This window comes from Streptomyces spectabilis (assembly GCF_008704795.1).
GTDB classification, from domain to species: Bacteria; Actinomycetota; Actinomycetes; order Streptomycetales; family Streptomycetaceae; genus Streptomyces; species Streptomyces spectabilis.
Genome location: NZ_CP023690.1, coordinates 6584087 through 6599061, shown reverse-complemented (window position 1 = coordinate 6599061; position 14975 = coordinate 6584087). Strand labels below are relative to the sequence as shown.

Sequence of the window (14975 nt, the reverse complement as noted above, 5' to 3'; positions counted from 1 at the left end):
CAAGTACTCCTCAGACAAGTACACTCCTCGGGTGACCCCAGCCAAGCCCTCCGCGCCGCAGCTCGGCGCCCTGCGCCCCAGCCCCCTCGTCGAACAGGCCACGGAGCGGCTGCGCGACCAGATCACCGGGGGCGGGTGGCCGGTCGGCGCGAAGCTTCCCGGCGAGACGACCCTCGCCAAGGAGCTGGGCGTCGGCCGCTCCACGGTCCGCGAGGCGCTGCGCGCGCTCGCCGGGGCCGGGCTCGTGCAGGCGCGGCAGGGCGCCGGGGTGTTCGTCACCGCCACCGAGCCCGTCGAGGACTGGCCGGCGCGGCTGCGGGCCGCCGCGATCGGTGACGTGTACGAAGTACGGGCGCTCGTCGAGGTGCAGGCGGCGCGGCTCGCGGCCGTCCGCCGCACCCCCGAGGACATCGCGGCGATGCGCGGCGCGCTCGCGGCGCGGCGGCGCGCGGCGGGCGGCGGCGACGCCGCGTTCGTCGACGCGGACATCGCGCTGCACGCGACCGTGGTGGCGGCCGCGCACAACCCCGTCCTCACGGACCTGTTCGCCCAGTTCGTCCCCGCCCTGCGGCAGGGGCTCATCGACCTCCTCGACCTCATCGACGTCCGCCGCGAGGAGTCCGACCACGGGGACGAGGCACATGAGGCCCTGGTACGGGCCGTCGAGTCCGGGGACGGCGACGCGGCGGAGCGGGTGGCACGGGCGGAGCTCGAAGTGACCCTGGGACGGCTGGTCGACCGGGGCTGACCCCTCCGGGACGCCCCCGTCTGTCGGCGCTCCGCGCCTCGTCCTCAAACGCCGGACGGGCTGAAAGTCTCCGGTGCGGGCCGGAGGCCCCCTGCGGGCCGCAGACGGGATGCGCGATCCGGTCCGCACCGGCAACCATCCAGCCCGTCCGGCGTTTGAGGACGAGGCCGAAGGCCGATTCACCCTGTTCCAGGCGCAGAGCCTCCGTCCAGTTCCGCCCACACCGTCTTGCGCGGCCTCGGGCCGAGCGTCACTCCCCACCGCACCGCGAGCGCCTCCACCAGGAGCAGGCCCCGCCCCGACTCCGCCTCCGGCGACACCGGCCGGGCCGACGGCATCCGCTCCCCGCACGTGTCCGTCACCTCGATCCGCAGCGGCCCGCGAATCACCCTCTCCCCCACGGCGTGGACGGCGTTCACCGCGTACGCGGCGTCCGCGGCTCAGCGGAAGATGCCGGTGTGACCCAGTGAGTAGCGGCCTGGCTGCGGGTACACGGCCAGGCCGTGCGGGCCGCCGCCCACGGGGATGCGGGCCACCTGGACACCGGTCCGGGTGTCGATCGCGTAGACCTCCGAGTCGTACCGGCCGGAGAGCCACAGCGTGTTGCCGTCGGCCGAGACCCCGCCCATGTCAGGGCTCCCGCCATCCGGCAGGCGCCACTTCTTGGTGAGCTTGTCCTGGCGGAAGTCGAAGACGGAGACCGTGCCCTCGCCCCGGTTGGACACGTACATCTCGCGGGAGTCGCGGCTGACGTACAGGCCGTGGCAGCCCTTGCCGGTGGGCAGGAGCTTCGGCTTGCCGAAGGTGTCGCCGTCGAGGACCCACATGCCGTCGGCCATCATGTCGGCGACGTAGAACTTCTTGCCGTCGGGGGACATCTTCACGTCCTGCGGCATGGCGCCGTCGAAGGGCAGCTTCTGCTGGCCCACCACCTTCATCTTCTCGGTGTCGACCTTCAGCAGTTCGCCGCTGAACTCGCAGGAGACGATGAAGTAGCGCCCGTCGAGGGAGAAGTCGGCGTGGTTGACGCCGTAGCAGCTGACCGGCTCGGTCTTGACGCGCTTCATGGTGTGCGGGTCGCGGAAGACCAGCTCGCGGTCCAGTGAGGCCATGACGACGGCGTACTTGCCGTTGGGCGTGAAGTAGAGGTTGTACGGATCGTGGACCTCGACCGGCTTGCCCGCCTTGCCGTTGCGCGGGTTGATGGGCGTGAGGGTGTGGCCGCGGTTGTTGTTGACCCAGAGGGTCTTCAAGTCCCAGGAGGGGACCACGTGCTGGGGCTGGACACCGACGGGGATGGTGTCGATGACCTTGTACGTCGCCGGGTCGATGACCGAGACGGTGTTGGAGTTGGTGTTGGGGACGTAGACCCGGGAGGGGAAGTCCTTGACCACCGGGGAGAGCTTGTTCGGGCGGTCGGCGGCGTAGACGTCCTTGGGGTCGAGGACGGGCGGCATCCCGGGCAGGCCGTAGATCTTCTTCGGCTCGGCGGGCTTGACGGGGGCCTTGGTCGCGAGGGCCTTGTTCTCGCGGCCCCCGCGCTCGGTGCCGCAGCCCGCGAGGGCGGTGAGGACGGCCGCGCCCGCGAGCAGGGCGGCGGCGCGCGTGGCCAGGGTCAGGTTTCGCATCAGGTGAGCAGCTCCGTGGTCGTGACGGCGCGCAGGCCGCGGCGGTCGAGTTCGTCCAGGACGGCGGGGAGCGCGGCGACCGTGTCCGCGTATCCGAAGTGCAGGCTCACCACGGAGCCCGGACGGACCTCGGCGGCGATCTTGCGGGTGACGGCCGGGGCGCCGGGCGAGGTGAAGTCGAGGGAGTCGACGTCGTAGGAGAGGACGTGCGGATAGCCCGCGCGCCGGGCCAGGCGGGCGACGAGCGGGGTGGCGCGCTCGGCCCGCGAGGGGCGGAACCAGCTGCCGATGCCGCCGGTGAGGCGGCGCAGGCGGTCCGCGCAGCCGGTGATCTCGGCATAGGCCTCGGCTTCGGGGAGGCTGTTGATGCTGCGGTGGCGCAGGGTGTGGTTGCCCAGGTCGTGGCCGCCGTCGAGGACGCGCCGGGCCAGGGCGGGGTGCTCGTCGAGCCAGGTGCCGACGGCGAGGACGGTGACGCGGGCGCCGGCCCGCTCGGCCTCGCCGAGCAGTGCGCGGGCGGTGGCCGGGTCGCCCTGGCCGTGGAAGGTGAGCGCGACCTCGTGCCGCCCGCGCGGGCTGTGCGCGATCTGCGCGGGCAGGCCGGGGAAGGCCCGGGGCCCCGGCGCGGGCGCCCGGCGCGGCTGTCTCGCGGGGCGCGGCTCACGGCCGCTTCCCGCCGTGGCGCAGCCCGCGAGGGGGGTGAGGGCGAGCCCGGTGCCGATGCGCAGCGCGCCGCGCCGGTCGGTCGAAGTCACGCGACCCATTTATAGGGCGGCGGCGTCCGAAAGCCGCTGATTGACATGAGGCGCGGTCCAGACCAAGAGGTTCCGCTTAGGCTCGCGATAGCCCCTCACAGGCGCTGTTTAGCCATCGTTTACAAGGTGCGTGCTCTATCTCACCAAGGATTCACCTTTAAACTGTCACGATATGACCGCGAATGTCCGGATGGGGACTTTTGGATCGGAGGCCCCCGTCTGCCATAGTCGACGACAGCGACACTCATTGACCCGAGCACGTCGTTCTTCGCGGTCGCGGACCACACCCACACCGGTGCGCGCCGTCGCTCGAAGGCCCCCGACAGCGCCGCCACCCACGGCCCCGGGGGCTTTCGCGTGTCCGCGCCCCCCTCGATGAGCGCTAGCGGTCGGTGACCCGCATCTCGAACCACGTCGTCTTGCCGCGCGGCAGCAGGTCCACGCCCCAGCGGTCGGCGAGCTTGTCGACGAGGAACAGGCCCCGGCCGCTGATGTCGAGCTCGTGGACCGGCATCAGACAGGGCAGGCCGCGCGAGGGGTCGCGGACCTCGACCCGGATCCAGCCGCGCCGCCGGTGCGTGCGCAGGCCGAAGACGCGGGCGCCGGTGTGCCGCACGGCGTTGCCGACCAGCTCCGAGACGAGGAGCACGACGTCCTCGGTGAGCTTGGGCGACAGGCCCCAGTGGCGCAGGACGACGACCTGGGCGAGGCGGCGGGCGATGGCGGCGGACTCGGGGCGGGACGGCAGCTGGACCTCGGCATCGGTGGGGTTGCCGAACAACTCCAGGGCCTTCAGGGCGTGTTCGTCCTCCACCGCCGGCGACCAGCGCGCGGCGGTGGCGCCCGCGCGCCGCCGCGACTGTTCAAAGCCCTCCTGCCCCGCCATGTCCCCCATCATGGCCGCCCCCGGACCCCATTGGGGCCGTTCCGGCGGAATGAGCCCCCCGGAAGCTTCCGTTCCAGGGGGCAGGCACGTCATATGCCATCGGCAGTTAGAGGCCCGGCACGACCAGGCTGACCTGCGGTGACCTCTCGCTCATGGGTGATCACGGAGCGCCTCGACCGCGGCGGACTTAAGGCTCTCTTAAGCCTGTGATAATCCGCCCCTTCGGGGGAAACTTTGGCTGACGGAACCTCAACTGGCCAGATATCAGAGGAACTTAGCCTTACCTGGCCCCTCCTCCACGAAGCTGCGCATGCCGCGCTCGCGGTCCTCGGTCGCGAACAGACCCGCGAACCAGGTGCGCTCCACGGCGAGCCCGGTGTCGATGTCCGCCTCCAGACCCTGGTCGACCGCCTCCTTCGCGGCGCGCAGGGCGAGGGCGGGGCCGCGCGCGAGCCGCGCCGCCCACGCGTGGGCCTCCGTGTACACCTCGGCGGCGGGCACCACCCGGTCCACCAGACCGATGGCGAGGGCCTCGTCGGCCTTGACCTGGCGGCCGGTGAAGATGAGGTCCTTCGCCTTGGCGGGGCCGACCAGGCGCGGCAGGCGCTGGGTGCCGCCCGCGCCCGGGATCAGGCCGAGCAGGATCTCCGGCTGGCCGAGCTTGGCGTTGTCCCCCGCGATGCGGAAGTCCGCGCAGAGCGCGAGCTCGCAGCCGCCGCCGAGGGCGTAGCCGGTGACGGCGGCGACGACGGGCTTGGGGATCCGGGCGATCGCGGTGAAGGCGTCCTGAAGGGCCCGCGAGCGCAGGACCATGGCCCGGTGGTCCATGTCCTGCATCTCCTTGATGTCCGCGCCCGCCGCGAACACCTTCTCGCCGCCGTAGAGGACGACGGCGCGGACGTCGTCGCGGTCGGTCACCTCCGCCGCGAGCTCCTTCAGGCGGTCCTGGAGCTCGATGTCCAGGGCGTTCAGCGGGGGCCGGTCGAGGCGGATCGTACCGACGCCCTCGGCGACTTCGAGATGCACAGATGTCATGACGGGCACGTTAGCGCTCGTTCATGCGGAAGGGCCCGGTGCACTTGGTCACACCAGTGCGCCGGGCCCTTCCGGGGAGTGCGGGCGGGGCTCAGGCCTTCCACTTCTCCCAGGACATGTTCCAGCCGTTGTAGCCGTTGTCCGGGGCGATGATCTTGTCGTTGGAGTTCTTGACGACCACCACGTCGCCGATCATCGAGCGGTCGAAGAACCAGGCCGCGGAGACGTTCTTGTCGTAGCCGCCGCGGACGTCGCGCAGGCCGATGCAGCCGTGCGAGGCGTTGTAGTTGCCGAAGGCGCCGCCGCCCCAGTAGTTGCCGTGGATGAAGGTGCCGGAGGTGGACAGGCGCTGGGCGTGCGGCACGTCCTTGATGTCGTACTCGCCGCCGTAGCCGACGGTCTCGCCGTTCATGCGGGTGACCTTGAGGCGCTCGCTGATGACCATCTGGCCGTTCCACGTCTCGTAGCCGGGCTTGCCGGTGGTGACGGGGATCTTCTTGATGACCTTGCCGTCGCGCTTGACGGTCATCTGCTTGGTCTTGACGTCGACGACGGAGACCTGGCTGCGGCCGATCTCGAAGCGCAGGGTCTTGGCCTGCTTGCCGTAGACGCCCGGACGGCCCTCGACCCCGTCGAGGTTCATCGTGACGGTGACCTTGGTGCCCGGCTTCCAGTACTTCTCCGGGCGGAAGTCCAGGCGGTCGTTGCCGAACCAGTGGCCCTCGACCGGCACCGACGGCTCGGTCTTGATGTCGATGGCCTTCTCGACGGCGTCCGGCGCGGTGATGCCGCGCGTGAAGCGCACCGAGAACGGCATGCCGACGCCGACCTTCGTACCGTCCTCCGGCGTGAACTGGCCGACGAAGGTGTTCTTCGGCACGAGCGTCGTGAACGACGTGTCCTTGGCGGCGACGCGGCCGTCGGAGTCCTTGGCGATCGCGTGGACCTTGTACTTGGTGCCGGAGGCGAGGTGCCGCTCGGGGGACCATTTCGCGCCATCTGCGACGATCTTCCCGGGCACCGTCCTGCCCTTGGGGTCCTTGACCGTGACCTCGGTCAGCTTGCCCTTGGCGGCCGATATCCGCAGCGCCCCGTCGGTCGCCACGGCGTCCGCGCCGTCCTTGGGGGCGATGGTCACGACGGCCTGGGAGGGCTTGCCCGCGTCCGCCCCGTCCTTGCCGCCGCCCCCGTCCCCGGAGTCGGAGCCGCCTCCGCACGCGGCCACGAGCAGCAGTGTCGCCCCCGACACCACCGCGGTCAGTCCCTTGGCGCCCCGCCGCCCCGCGCGCTTTCGCGCATGGGCCGACGCCCCCGATATCGGTCGCCCGTTCACGATGTGTCTCCCCTCGCACGGCCCCGACAGGCCCGCACTCCAATGCCCCTGCGCGACCGGGAATGACCGTCCGGCCCGCGCACTGCGCTAGATAACCACACGGCCCGCACCGATGACTCCCCGCCAAATGTCACCGTTCAGTTCCAACTACGACCTTCGTGCGGGCCGGTGGTGGCATCAGCGGCTTGAACGCGCCTTCTTGTCCCCGTTGGTGGACTTTTGCGCCTGCCCTGACTTCTTCCCGGACTTCCACTCCTCCCAACCCATGTTCCAGCCTCCGAGGCCGTTGTCGGGAGCGACTTCCTTGTCGTGGCTGTTGACGACCTCGACGACGTCACCGATGAGGCTGCGGTCGAAGAACCAGCCCGCCGGGGTCTTCGAGCTGCCGCCCTTCACGTCGCGCAGGCCCACGCAGCCGTGGCTGACGTTGGTGTTGCCGGGCGCGTTCGGCGCCCAGTAGTTGCCGTGCAGGAAGGTCCCCGAGGTGGTCAGGCGCATGGCGTGCGGCACGTCCGGGATGTCGTACTCCCCGCCGAAGCCGACCGTGCGGCTGTTCATGCGGGTCACTTCCAGCATCTCGGTGACCACCATCTTGCCGTTGTACGTCGTGGTCTTCGGGGCGCCCGCGGTGATCGGGACGGTGGAGATCAGCTCGCCGTCGCGGCGCACCTGCATGGTGTGCGCGGCGGCGTCGACGAGGCTCACCTGGCTGCGGCCGACGGTGAAGGAGAAGGACTTCTCCTGGAGGCCGTAGACGCCGGGCGCGGCCTCCACGTCGCGCAGCTTCAGGGCGACGGTGACCTTGGTGCCGGGCTTCCAGTAGCGCTCCGGGCGGAAGTCGACGCGGGTGGTGCCGAACCAGTGCGGGCGGATCTCCACGGCGGGCTCGGCCGTGACGCGGATGGCGCGCTGCACGGCCGCGCGGTCGGCGATCTCGCGGTTGAACTCAAGGGAGACGATCATGCCGGTGCCGACCGTGGCGCGGTGCTCCGGCGTGACGTACCCGATGAAGCGCTCCTCGGGGACGTACGTGGTGAACGTGGTGTGACGCGCGGAGCGGCGGCCGTGGCCGTCGAGCGCGACGGCGTCCACCGTGTACTTGGCGGCGAGCCCCAGCTTGCCGTCCCCGCCCTTCAGGGGGCGCCAGCTCATGCCGTCGGCCGACATGCGGCCCTTCACCTCGGTCTCCTGGGCGTCCTGGGACCTGACCACGCGCACCGACTCCAGGCGCCCGTCCGGCACCTCGACCTTCAGGCGCTCCTCGGGCCGCACGCCCTTCTTCCCGTCGCCGGGTGTGACCCGGATCGCGTCGGCGGGCGAACGGGAGCGGCCGAGCGCCCCGTCGAGCGCCGTGCCGGAGCAGCCCGTGGCCGCAAGTACCAGTCCAGTCGATGCCACCGCGAGCCTCAGCGCGGTCCGTGCGCGCCGAGCGCGCCTCGTTCCCTGTCTCACGTCGGGCCCAACGAGGCTGCCCCGCACCGGGAAACGTGAGTGCGACGCGCCCGCTGGGCAGAACAGGGGGAAGGACGTCGGCCGGGGAGCCGCGGCCGGGACGCCGCATGCCCCGACCGCACGCCGACGGGGCCGAGCCGCGGGAGGCTGACAGGTGTCGAGTGCACCCGAGCAGGGGGCGGTCAAAGGGGCGCGTGCCGTGGACCGGGTCAGGCCCGGCGGCGCGGCGGCCGAGCGCAACGGCGGGCGCGGCGGCAAGGTCCGCCCCGCCCCCACGCGCCCGGTGTGGCCGGGGGCGCCGACGCCGCTCGGCGCCCGCTTCCGGGTGGGCCCGGACGGGGTCGCGGGCACGAACTTCGCGCTGTGGGCGGGCGGCGCCGAGGCCGTGGACCTGTGCCTGTTCGACGCGGACGGCACGGAGACGCGCTGTCCGCTCACCGAGCTGACGCACGAGATCTGGCACGGCTTCGTGCCCGGGGTGCGCCCCGGACAGCGGTACGGCTACCGGGTGCACGGCCGCTGGGACCCGTGGACCGGCGCCCGCTTCAACCCGGCGAAGCTGCTCCTCGACCCGTACGCGCGCGCGGTCGACGCGGGCCCCGGCCAGGACTACGGATCGCTGCCGCCCGAGGTGTACGGCCACGTACGGGACTGGCCGCAGCAGCACGTGGCGGACACCGTGCGCGACGACCGGGACTCGGCGCCGTTCGTGCCCAAGGGCGTCGTCGTGCACGACGACGCGCCGGACGACGAGTGGGCCGACGACCGCCGCCCCAAGACCCCGTGGGCGGACTCCGTCCTCTACGAGCTGCACGTGCGCGGCTTCACCATGCGCCACCCGGACGTGCCGGAGCCGCTGCGCGGGACGTACGCGGGGCTCGCCCACCCGGCGGCCATAGACCATCTCGTACGCCTGGGGGTGACGGCGGTCGAGCTGCTCCCGGTGCACCAGTTCGCGCACGAGGACCATCTGCTGCGCCGTGGCCTGCGCAACTACTGGGGGTACAACTCGATCGGCTACTTCGCCCCGCACGCGGCGTACGCGGCGTCCGGCACCACCGGGCAGCAGGTCGGCGAGTTCCGGCGGATGGTGCGGGCGCTGCACGAGGCCGGGATCGAGGTGATCCTGGACGTCGTCTACAACCACACCGCCGAGGCCGGGGAGATGGGCCCGACGCTCTCCCTGAAGGGCGTCGACAACCACGCGTACTACCACCTCCAGGAGGACGCCCGGCGGTACGCCGACTACACGGGCTGCGGCAACACCCTGCACGTGGTGCGGCCGCAGGTCCTGCGGCTCATCACGGACTCGCTGCGCTACTGGGTGAGCGAGATGGGCGTGGACGGCTTCCGCTTCGACCTCGCGGCGGCGCTCGCGCGCTCCTTCCACGACGTCGACATGCTCTCGCCGTTCCTCGCGGTGATCGCGCAGGACCCGGTCCTGCGGCGGGTGAAGCTGATCGCCGAGCCGTGGGACGTGGGCTCGGGCGGCTATCAGGTGGGGGCGTTCCCGCCGCTGTGGACGGAGTGGAACGACCGCTACCGCGACGCGGTGCGGGACTTCTGGCGGGGCGCCCTGCCGGACGTGCGGGACCTCGGCTACCGCCTGTCCGGGTCCAGCGACCTGTACGCGTGGGGCGGGCGGCGGCCGTACGCCTCGGTGAACTTCGTGACCGCCCACGACGGCTTCACGCTCCGGGACCTGGTGAGCTACGAGCAGAAGCACAACGAGGCCAACGGCGAGGGCAACCGGGACGGAGCGGACGACAACCGCGCGTGGAACTGCGGCGCCGAGGGCGAGACCGACGACGCCGGGGTCCTCGCCCTGCGCAGGCGCCAGCTGCGCAACCTGCTGACCACGCTGCTCCTGTCCACCGGCGTGCCGATGCTGGTCGCGGGCGACGAGATGGGCCGCACCCAGGGCGGCAACAACAACGCGTACTGCCAGGACAACGGGGTCAGCTGGGTGGACTGGGGGCTGCGCGACGACCCCGCCTGGAGCGGCCTGCTCGCGCTCGCGCGCCGGCTGATCGCGCTGCGCCACCGGCATCCGGTCCTCAGGCGCCGCGCCTTCTTCTCCGGGCGCGCCCACTCGGCGGACGGGCTGCGGGACCTGGCGTGGTTCACGGCGCGCGGCACGGAGATGACGGAGGCCGACTGGTACGCGCCCGCCGCGACGCTCGGCATGTATCTGTCGGGGCGCGACATACCGGGCCGGGACGCGCGCGGGGCGCAGGTCACGGACGACAGCTTCCTCGCCGTGCTGCACGGCGCCGAGCGGGCGGCGGCCTTCACGCTGCCGGGGCCGCCGTGGGCCGACGCGTACGAGGTGGTGGTGGACACCGCGCGCGAGGAGCAGGGGGACGCGCCGGGGACGCTGCTCGCCGCGGGGACGTCAGTGACGGTCGAGGCCCGCTCTGCGCTGCTGCTCAGGGCGGTGCCCGCGCCCGCCGCCTGATTCAGGTCCGTACCAAGTATTGCCCCAGGCCCGGAGGCCGACGAAGCTCACGGCATGGACCTGGAGTTGCGGCACCTGAAGACGATCCGGGCGATCGCCGACGCGGGCAGCCTGACCAAGGCCGCCACCGCGCTCGGCCTCGCGCAGCCCGCGCTCAGCGCGCAGCTGAAGCGGATCGAACGGGCCCTGGGGGGCGAGCTGTTCGAGCGCGGCAGGTTCGGGGTGCGGCCCACTCCCCTCGGCGAGTTCGTGCTCGCCCGCGCCCGGATCGTGCTGCCCGCCGTCAGCGAACTCCAGGAGGAGGCCGAGCGGTTCACCCGCGGCTGGCAGGACCGGCGCGGGTTCCGGCTCGGCGGGACGCACGGACCGCTGCTCGGCGGCCTGGTGGACCGGCTCGCCGCCGCGCATCCCGAGCAGTCCGTGTCCACGTACACCTCCTGGTCGGAGCGGGAGATCGCCGCCCAGGTCGCCGACGGGCGGCTCGACTTCGCGCTCGTCGGCACGTGCGGCGCCGCCGCGCCGCCGGAGCGGGAGCGCCTGGTGTGGCGCGAGGTCGCGCGCGACCCGGTGTTCGTCATGCTCGCCACCGGGCACCGGCTCGCCGGGGAGCCGGAGATCGACCTCGCGGACCTCGCGGACGAGGCGTGGACGGACGTGCCGGGCGACGGCTGCTTCGGGGACTGCTTCACCGCGGCGTGCGCGCGGGCGGGGTTCACGCCGTCGTCCGTGTACGAGACCGACACCGCGTCGTGCGTGCATCTGGTGCAGGTGGGGCGGGCGGTGGGGCTGTGCCGCGCCACGTTTCCGCCGACGGGCGGGATCGTGACCCGGCCCCTCGCCGGGACGCCGCTGTACTGGCGGCATCTGCTGGGGTGGCACCCCGAGACGTACGCGCACGACACCGCGGCCGGGGTGTTCGCGCACGCCCGGACCGCGCACGCGGAGGCCGCCGCCCGAAGCGAGAGCTACTCGGCGTGGCTGGCCTCGCCGGGGGCGGACGTGGACGACCGGTCCGGTGGCGGGGGCCATAACGCGGGGACAGGGGGGTAACTGGCATCTACTGAGCGGCTGTTGAGGCTTCTACGGTGTTCGCGACCGGAGAGAGGGCGGATCCCGCTTCCCCGCTCCACGGATCCCCCCGCTCCCCGATGACACACCGAGGAGACCCCCATGCAGTCCAGAGATGCCTCCCCGTTCCTCAGGAAATGTAGCGAGCGCCGCGGTCTGGCCGCGGCTGGCGCCGCGTTCGTGGCCGCCGGCGCCCTCGTCTTCGCTTCGATCCCCGGCTCCGCCCACGCCGACTCCCCGTCCCCCGCCGACACCGCCGCCGTGGCCGAGACCTCCCCCGCGGTGCTCAAGGCCATGCAGCGCGACCTCGGCCTCACCCCCGCCCAGGCCGAGTCGCGCCTCGCCAACGAGGCGGAGGCCGGCGCCGTCGCAGGATCGCTGCGGAACGCTCTCGGCCGTGACTTCGCGGGCGCCTGGGTACAAGGCGCCACCTCGGGCACGCTCACGGTCGCGACGACCGACGCGAAGGACGTCCCGGCCATCACGGCCAAGGGCGCGAAGGCCCGGGTCGTCGACCACACCGTCGACCGGCTCGACGCGGCCAAGGCGGCCCTGGACCGGGCCGCGAAGAAGACGACGACGCGGGACGCCCCGGTCTGGTACGTCGACGTCAGGACCAACGCGGTCGTGGTGAACGCCGTGCGGGCCTCCGCCGCCCACCGGCTCGTGGCCGCCGCGGGCGTGGACCGCGACCTCGTGCGCGTGGCGAAGACCAAGGACCGGCCCAAGCCGCTGTACGACCTCGTCGGCGGCGACGCGTACTACATGGGCGGCCGCTGCTCGGTCGGGTTCTCGATCACCCAGGGCGCGACCCAGGGCTTCGCCACGGCGGGCCACTGCGGCCGCGTGGGCACGGCCACGCAGGGCTACAACCGGGTCGCGCAGGGCACCTTCCGCGGCTCGATCTTCCCGGGCCGCGACATGGCGTGGGTGGCCGCGAACTCGCAGTGGACGTCGACCCCGTACGTCAAGGGCCAGGGCGGCACGCGCGTGGGCGTCGCGGGCTCGACGCAGTCGCCGGTGGGCGCCTCCATCTGCCGCTCCGGGTCGACCACCGGATGGCACTGCGGCACGATCTCGCAGCACAACACCAGCGTCACCTACCCCGAGGGCACCATCAGCGGCGTGACCCGTACGACGGTGTGCGCCGAGCCCGGCGACTCCGGCGGCTCGTACATCTCCGGCAGCCAGGCGCAGGGCGTCACCTCGGGCGGCTCGGGCAACTGCCGCTCCGGCGGCACGACGTTCCACCAGCCGATCAATCCGCTCCTTCAGCAGTTCCAGCTGACGCTGAAGACCACGGGCGGCGAGGACCCGGGGCCAGGTCCGGGCCCCGGCGACCCGAGCGGCAGCTGGGCCGCGGGCTCCGTCTACGCGGCCGGTGACACGGTCACGTACGGCGGCGAGACCTTCCGCTGCCTCCAGCCGCACCAGGCACAGGAGGGCTGGGAGCCCCCGAACACCCCCGCGTTGTGGGAGCGCGGGTAAGGACCCAGGGCTGAGCGGGCCGCGCCCCGGGGGGTGCGCGTCCCGCGAGGACCGGATTCCGGTCTCGGCTGGACCCGCGCTACGGGGGGTCAGCCGAGGATGCCGCGGCGGTACGCCTCCGATACGGCCGCGGCCCGGTCCTTGACGCCCAACTTGCCGTACACATGGGTGAGATGGGTCTTGACCGTGGCTTCGCTGATGAACAGCTCCTTGGCGATGTCACGGTTGGACGTGCCCCTGGCGACGAGTGCGAGGACTTCCCGTTCGCGGGAGCTCAGCGGCTCGTTGCCGGGGGCACGTACGCGTGCGACGAGCCGGGAGGCCACGGCCGGGGAGAGCACGGTGCGGCCCTCGGCGGCGGCGCGCACGGCCGTGAACAGCTCGTCGCGCGGGGCGTCCTTGAGGAGGTAGCCGGTCGCGCCCGCCTCGATCGCCGGGAGCGTGTCGGAGTCCGTGTCGTAGGTGGTGAGCACCAGGACGCGGGCGCGGGCGCCGCGCCGGGCCAGCTCGGCGATGGCGTCGACCCCGCCGCCGCCCGGCATGCGCAGGTCCATCAGGACCACGTCCGGGTCGAGGCGGGCCACGAGGTCCACGGCCTCGACGCCGTTCGCGGCCTCGCCGAGCACCTCGAAGCCGGACGCCGACGTGAACATGCCGCGCAGACCGTCGCGGACGACGGGGTGGTCGTCCACGACGAGGAGGGTGATCGGCACGGCGGCGGTCCCAGCGGTTTCAGCGGTCATCGTGTGCCAACGGTACGCGGGCCGGGACCGCGCCCACCCAGGGGACGCGGGCCGAGACGGCGGTGCCGCCGCCCGGCTCCGACTCGACGGTGAGGGCGCCCGCGATGCGCTCGGCGCGGGCCCGCATCCCGTCGAGCCCGAAGCCGCCGGCGCGGCCGCGCGCGGGCAGCGCGCGGGGGTCGAAGCCGCGGCCGTCGTCGCGGACGTCGAGCGTGATCTCGCCCGCCATGTAGGACAGGGTGACGCCGACGCGGGTCGCGGCGGCGTGCCGGGCCGCGTTGGCGAGCGCCTCCTCGGCGATCCGCAGGAGCGTGGCCTCGACCTCGTCGTGCAGCGGCTCGGCGGTGCCGGTCCGGGTGAAGTCGGCGCGCACGCCGGTGCGCTCGGCCCAGCCGCGGACCGTCTTGTCGAGGGCCTCGGGCAGCGCGTCGTGCTCCAGGGCGGCCGGGGCGAGGTTGTGCACGGAGCGGCGGGCCTCGCCGAGGCTGTGCCGGGCGAGGTCGGCGGCGCGGTCCAGGTGGGTGCGGGCCGCCCGCGGGTCGGGGGTGTTCGTGACGACCTGGAGCTGGGCGATGATGCCGGTCAGGCCCTGGGCGATGGTGTCGTGGATCTCGGCGGCCAGCCTGCGCCGCTCGTCGGCGACGCCCGCCTCGCGGGCCTGGAGCAGCAACTGGGCGTGAAGGGCGGCGTTCTCGTCGAGGGCCTGCTGGAGCGCGGCGTTGGTGCGCTCCAGCTCGTCGATGGTGACGGCCTGCACCCGGGAGCGCTCCTCCTCCTTGGCGGCGAGGTGGCCGAAGAAGGCGAGCAGACCGACGTTCACGGCGATCAGCGCGCCGAACACCACCCAGGCGACGCGCCCGTGCGGCGGGAACCCGCCCGCCTGGGCGCCCGCCATCGTCACGGCGGTCACCAGGAGGCCGGTGGGCACGAAGCGGCGCAGCACGAGCCGCTCCGAGCCGAAGTAGCCGGTGACGGCGTAGAACACGAAGAACGGGTTCAGCCAGGCGAGCGTGAACGCGAGGGCCCAGCGCAGGAAGTAGTACGCGGTGCCCGCGGCCGAGGGCCCGGGGCGGGAGCGGGCCGCGGCGATCCACCAGGCCTGGAGGGCGACGGCGGCCGCGAGCAGGCCCACGGCCAGGCTCCAGGTGCCGTGCCCCATGCCGACGAGGCCGGTGGTGGGCACGGCGAGGAGGGTGCCGAAGGCGAGCAGGGCCAGCGGCCCCCACCGGTGGAACAGCTCCCACCGCTCGTCCACGAGGGCGGGGCGCGCGGCCTCGGCGCGGGCGGCCCTCCCGGGGGTGTCGTGCGCCGGGTCGCGCGTGGTCGTCGCCATCCGTCCAGTGTCGGCCACGGGCGGGGCGGTCACGTCCGTCACTCCGGT

General features: G+C 73.0%; 13 protein-coding genes. 5 read left to right on the top strand and 8 right to left on the bottom strand.

Features of this window, described 5'->3' with window-relative positions; translation table 11 throughout:
• The first annotated feature begins 31 nt into the window (after window positions 1–31).
• Window positions 32–748 (top strand): FadR/GntR family transcriptional regulator, encoded by a 717-nt coding sequence (locus CP982_RS29070; protein WP_150513179.1) that lies wholly within the window; start codon window positions 32–34, stop codon window positions 746–748.
• Window positions 749–976: 228 nt separating this feature from the next.
• The gene (locus CP982_RS43250; protein ID WP_184925196.1) at window positions 977–1210 is read left to right on the top strand and encodes a hypothetical protein; all 234 of its coding nucleotides are present in this window, start codon (window positions 977–979) and stop codon (window positions 1208–1210) included.
• Here CP982_RS43250 and CP982_RS29060 read toward each other — a convergent pair.
• From CP982_RS29060 to CP982_RS29035, 6 genes are all read right to left on the bottom strand, one after another.
• A complete protein-coding gene (locus tag CP982_RS29060; protein WP_150513178.1) occupies window positions 1189–2376 on the bottom strand; it encodes a YncE family protein in 1188 nt (395 codons plus the stop codon). The two genes, CP982_RS43250 and CP982_RS29060, sit on opposite strands and share 22 nt — an antisense overlap.
• Window positions 2376–3140, bottom strand: coding sequence for a polysaccharide deacetylase family protein (locus tag CP982_RS29055; protein ID WP_150513177.1), 765 nt, complete (start codon window positions 3138–3140; stop codon window positions 2376–2378). Before CP982_RS29055 ends, CP982_RS29060 begins: the two co-directional genes overlap by 1 nt.
• A gap of 373 nt (window positions 3141–3513) precedes the next feature.
• A complete protein-coding gene (locus CP982_RS29050; protein ID WP_144321045.1) occupies window positions 3514–4017 on the bottom strand; it encodes an ATP-binding protein in 504 nt (167 codons plus the stop codon).
• Between the two features lie 264 nt (window positions 4018–4281).
• On the bottom strand, window positions 4282–5052 hold the full coding sequence (locus CP982_RS29045) for an enoyl-CoA hydratase/isomerase family protein (protein ID WP_150513176.1): 771 nt from the start codon (window positions 5050–5052) through the stop codon (window positions 4282–4284).
• A 91-nt stretch (window positions 5053–5143) separates the two neighbouring features.
• The gene (locus CP982_RS29040) at window positions 5144–6385 is read right to left on the bottom strand and encodes a L,D-transpeptidase (protein ID WP_150513175.1); all 1242 of its coding nucleotides are present in this window, start codon (window positions 6383–6385) and stop codon (window positions 5144–5146) included.
• A gap of 177 nt (window positions 6386–6562) precedes the next feature.
• Window positions 6563–7783: a L,D-transpeptidase gene (locus tag CP982_RS29035; RefSeq protein ID WP_229878467.1), complete on the bottom strand. Its 1221-nt coding sequence runs from the start codon at window positions 7781–7783 to the stop codon at window positions 6563–6565.
• Window positions 7784–7991: 208 nt separating this feature from the next.
• Here CP982_RS29035 and glgX point away from each other — a divergent pair, with 208 nt between their 5' ends.
• The 3 genes from glgX to CP982_RS29020 all read left to right on the top strand — a co-directional run bounded on the left by glgX (window position 7992) and on the right by CP982_RS29020 (window position 12851).
• Window positions 7992–10295, top strand: coding sequence for a glycogen debranching protein GlgX (gene glgX / locus CP982_RS29030; protein ID WP_150513173.1), 2304 nt, complete (start codon window positions 7992–7994; stop codon window positions 10293–10295).
• A 54-nt stretch (window positions 10296–10349) separates the two neighbouring features.
• Window positions 10350–11345, top strand: coding sequence for a LysR family transcriptional regulator (locus CP982_RS29025; RefSeq protein WP_150513172.1), 996 nt, complete (start codon window positions 10350–10352; stop codon window positions 11343–11345).
• A gap of 120 nt (window positions 11346–11465) precedes the next feature.
• Window positions 11466–12851 carry a carbohydrate-binding protein gene (locus CP982_RS29020; protein ID WP_150513171.1) on the top strand — a complete coding sequence of 462 codons (1386 nt, stop codon included), beginning with the start codon at window positions 11466–11468 and terminating at the stop codon, window positions 12849–12851.
• A gap of 89 nt (window positions 12852–12940) precedes the next feature.
• Here CP982_RS29020 and CP982_RS29015 read toward each other — a convergent pair whose 3' ends face one another.
• Together CP982_RS29015 and CP982_RS29010 are read right to left on the bottom strand one after the other, a co-directional pair.
• Window positions 12941–13594: a response regulator gene (locus tag CP982_RS29015; RefSeq protein WP_150513170.1), complete on the bottom strand. Its 654-nt coding sequence runs from the start codon at window positions 13592–13594 to the stop codon at window positions 12941–12943.
• Window positions 13584–14927, bottom strand: coding sequence for a sensor histidine kinase (locus tag CP982_RS29010; protein ID WP_150513169.1), 1344 nt, complete (start codon window positions 14925–14927; stop codon window positions 13584–13586). The genes CP982_RS29015 and CP982_RS29010 overlap by 11 nt, the downstream gene beginning before the upstream one ends.
• Between the last annotated feature and the right edge of the window lie 48 nt (window positions 14928–14975).

Bases quoted from the DNA above. Each gene is read 5' to 3' on its own strand.
- CP982_RS29060 (WP_150513178.1), bottom strand. From the start codon at position 2,376: ATGCGAAACCTGACCCTGGCCACGCGCGCCGCCGCCCTGCTCGCGGGC.
- CP982_RS29055 (WP_150513177.1), bottom strand. From the start codon at position 3,140: ATGGGTCGCGTGACTTCGACCGACCGGCGCGGCGCGCTGCGCATCGGC.
- CP982_RS29050 (WP_144321045.1), bottom strand. From the start codon at position 4,017: ATGGCGGGGCAGGAGGGCTTTGAACAGTCGCGGCGGCGCGCGGGCGCC.
- CP982_RS29045 (WP_150513176.1), bottom strand. From the start codon at position 5,052: ATGACATCTGTGCATCTCGAAGTCGCCGAGGGCGTCGGTACGATCCGC.
- CP982_RS29025 (WP_150513172.1), top strand. From the start codon at position 10,350: ATGGACCTGGAGTTGCGGCACCTGAAGACGATCCGGGCGATCGCCGAC.
- CP982_RS29020 (WP_150513171.1), top strand. From the start codon at position 11,466: ATGCAGTCCAGAGATGCCTCCCCGTTCCTCAGGAAATGTAGCGAGCGC.
- CP982_RS29015 (WP_150513170.1), bottom strand. From the start codon at position 13,594: ATGACCGCTGAAACCGCTGGGACCGCCGCCGTGCCGATCACCCTCCTC.
- CP982_RS29010 (WP_150513169.1), bottom strand. From the start codon at position 14,927: ATGGCGACGACCACGCGCGACCCGGCGCACGACACCCCCGGGAGGGCC.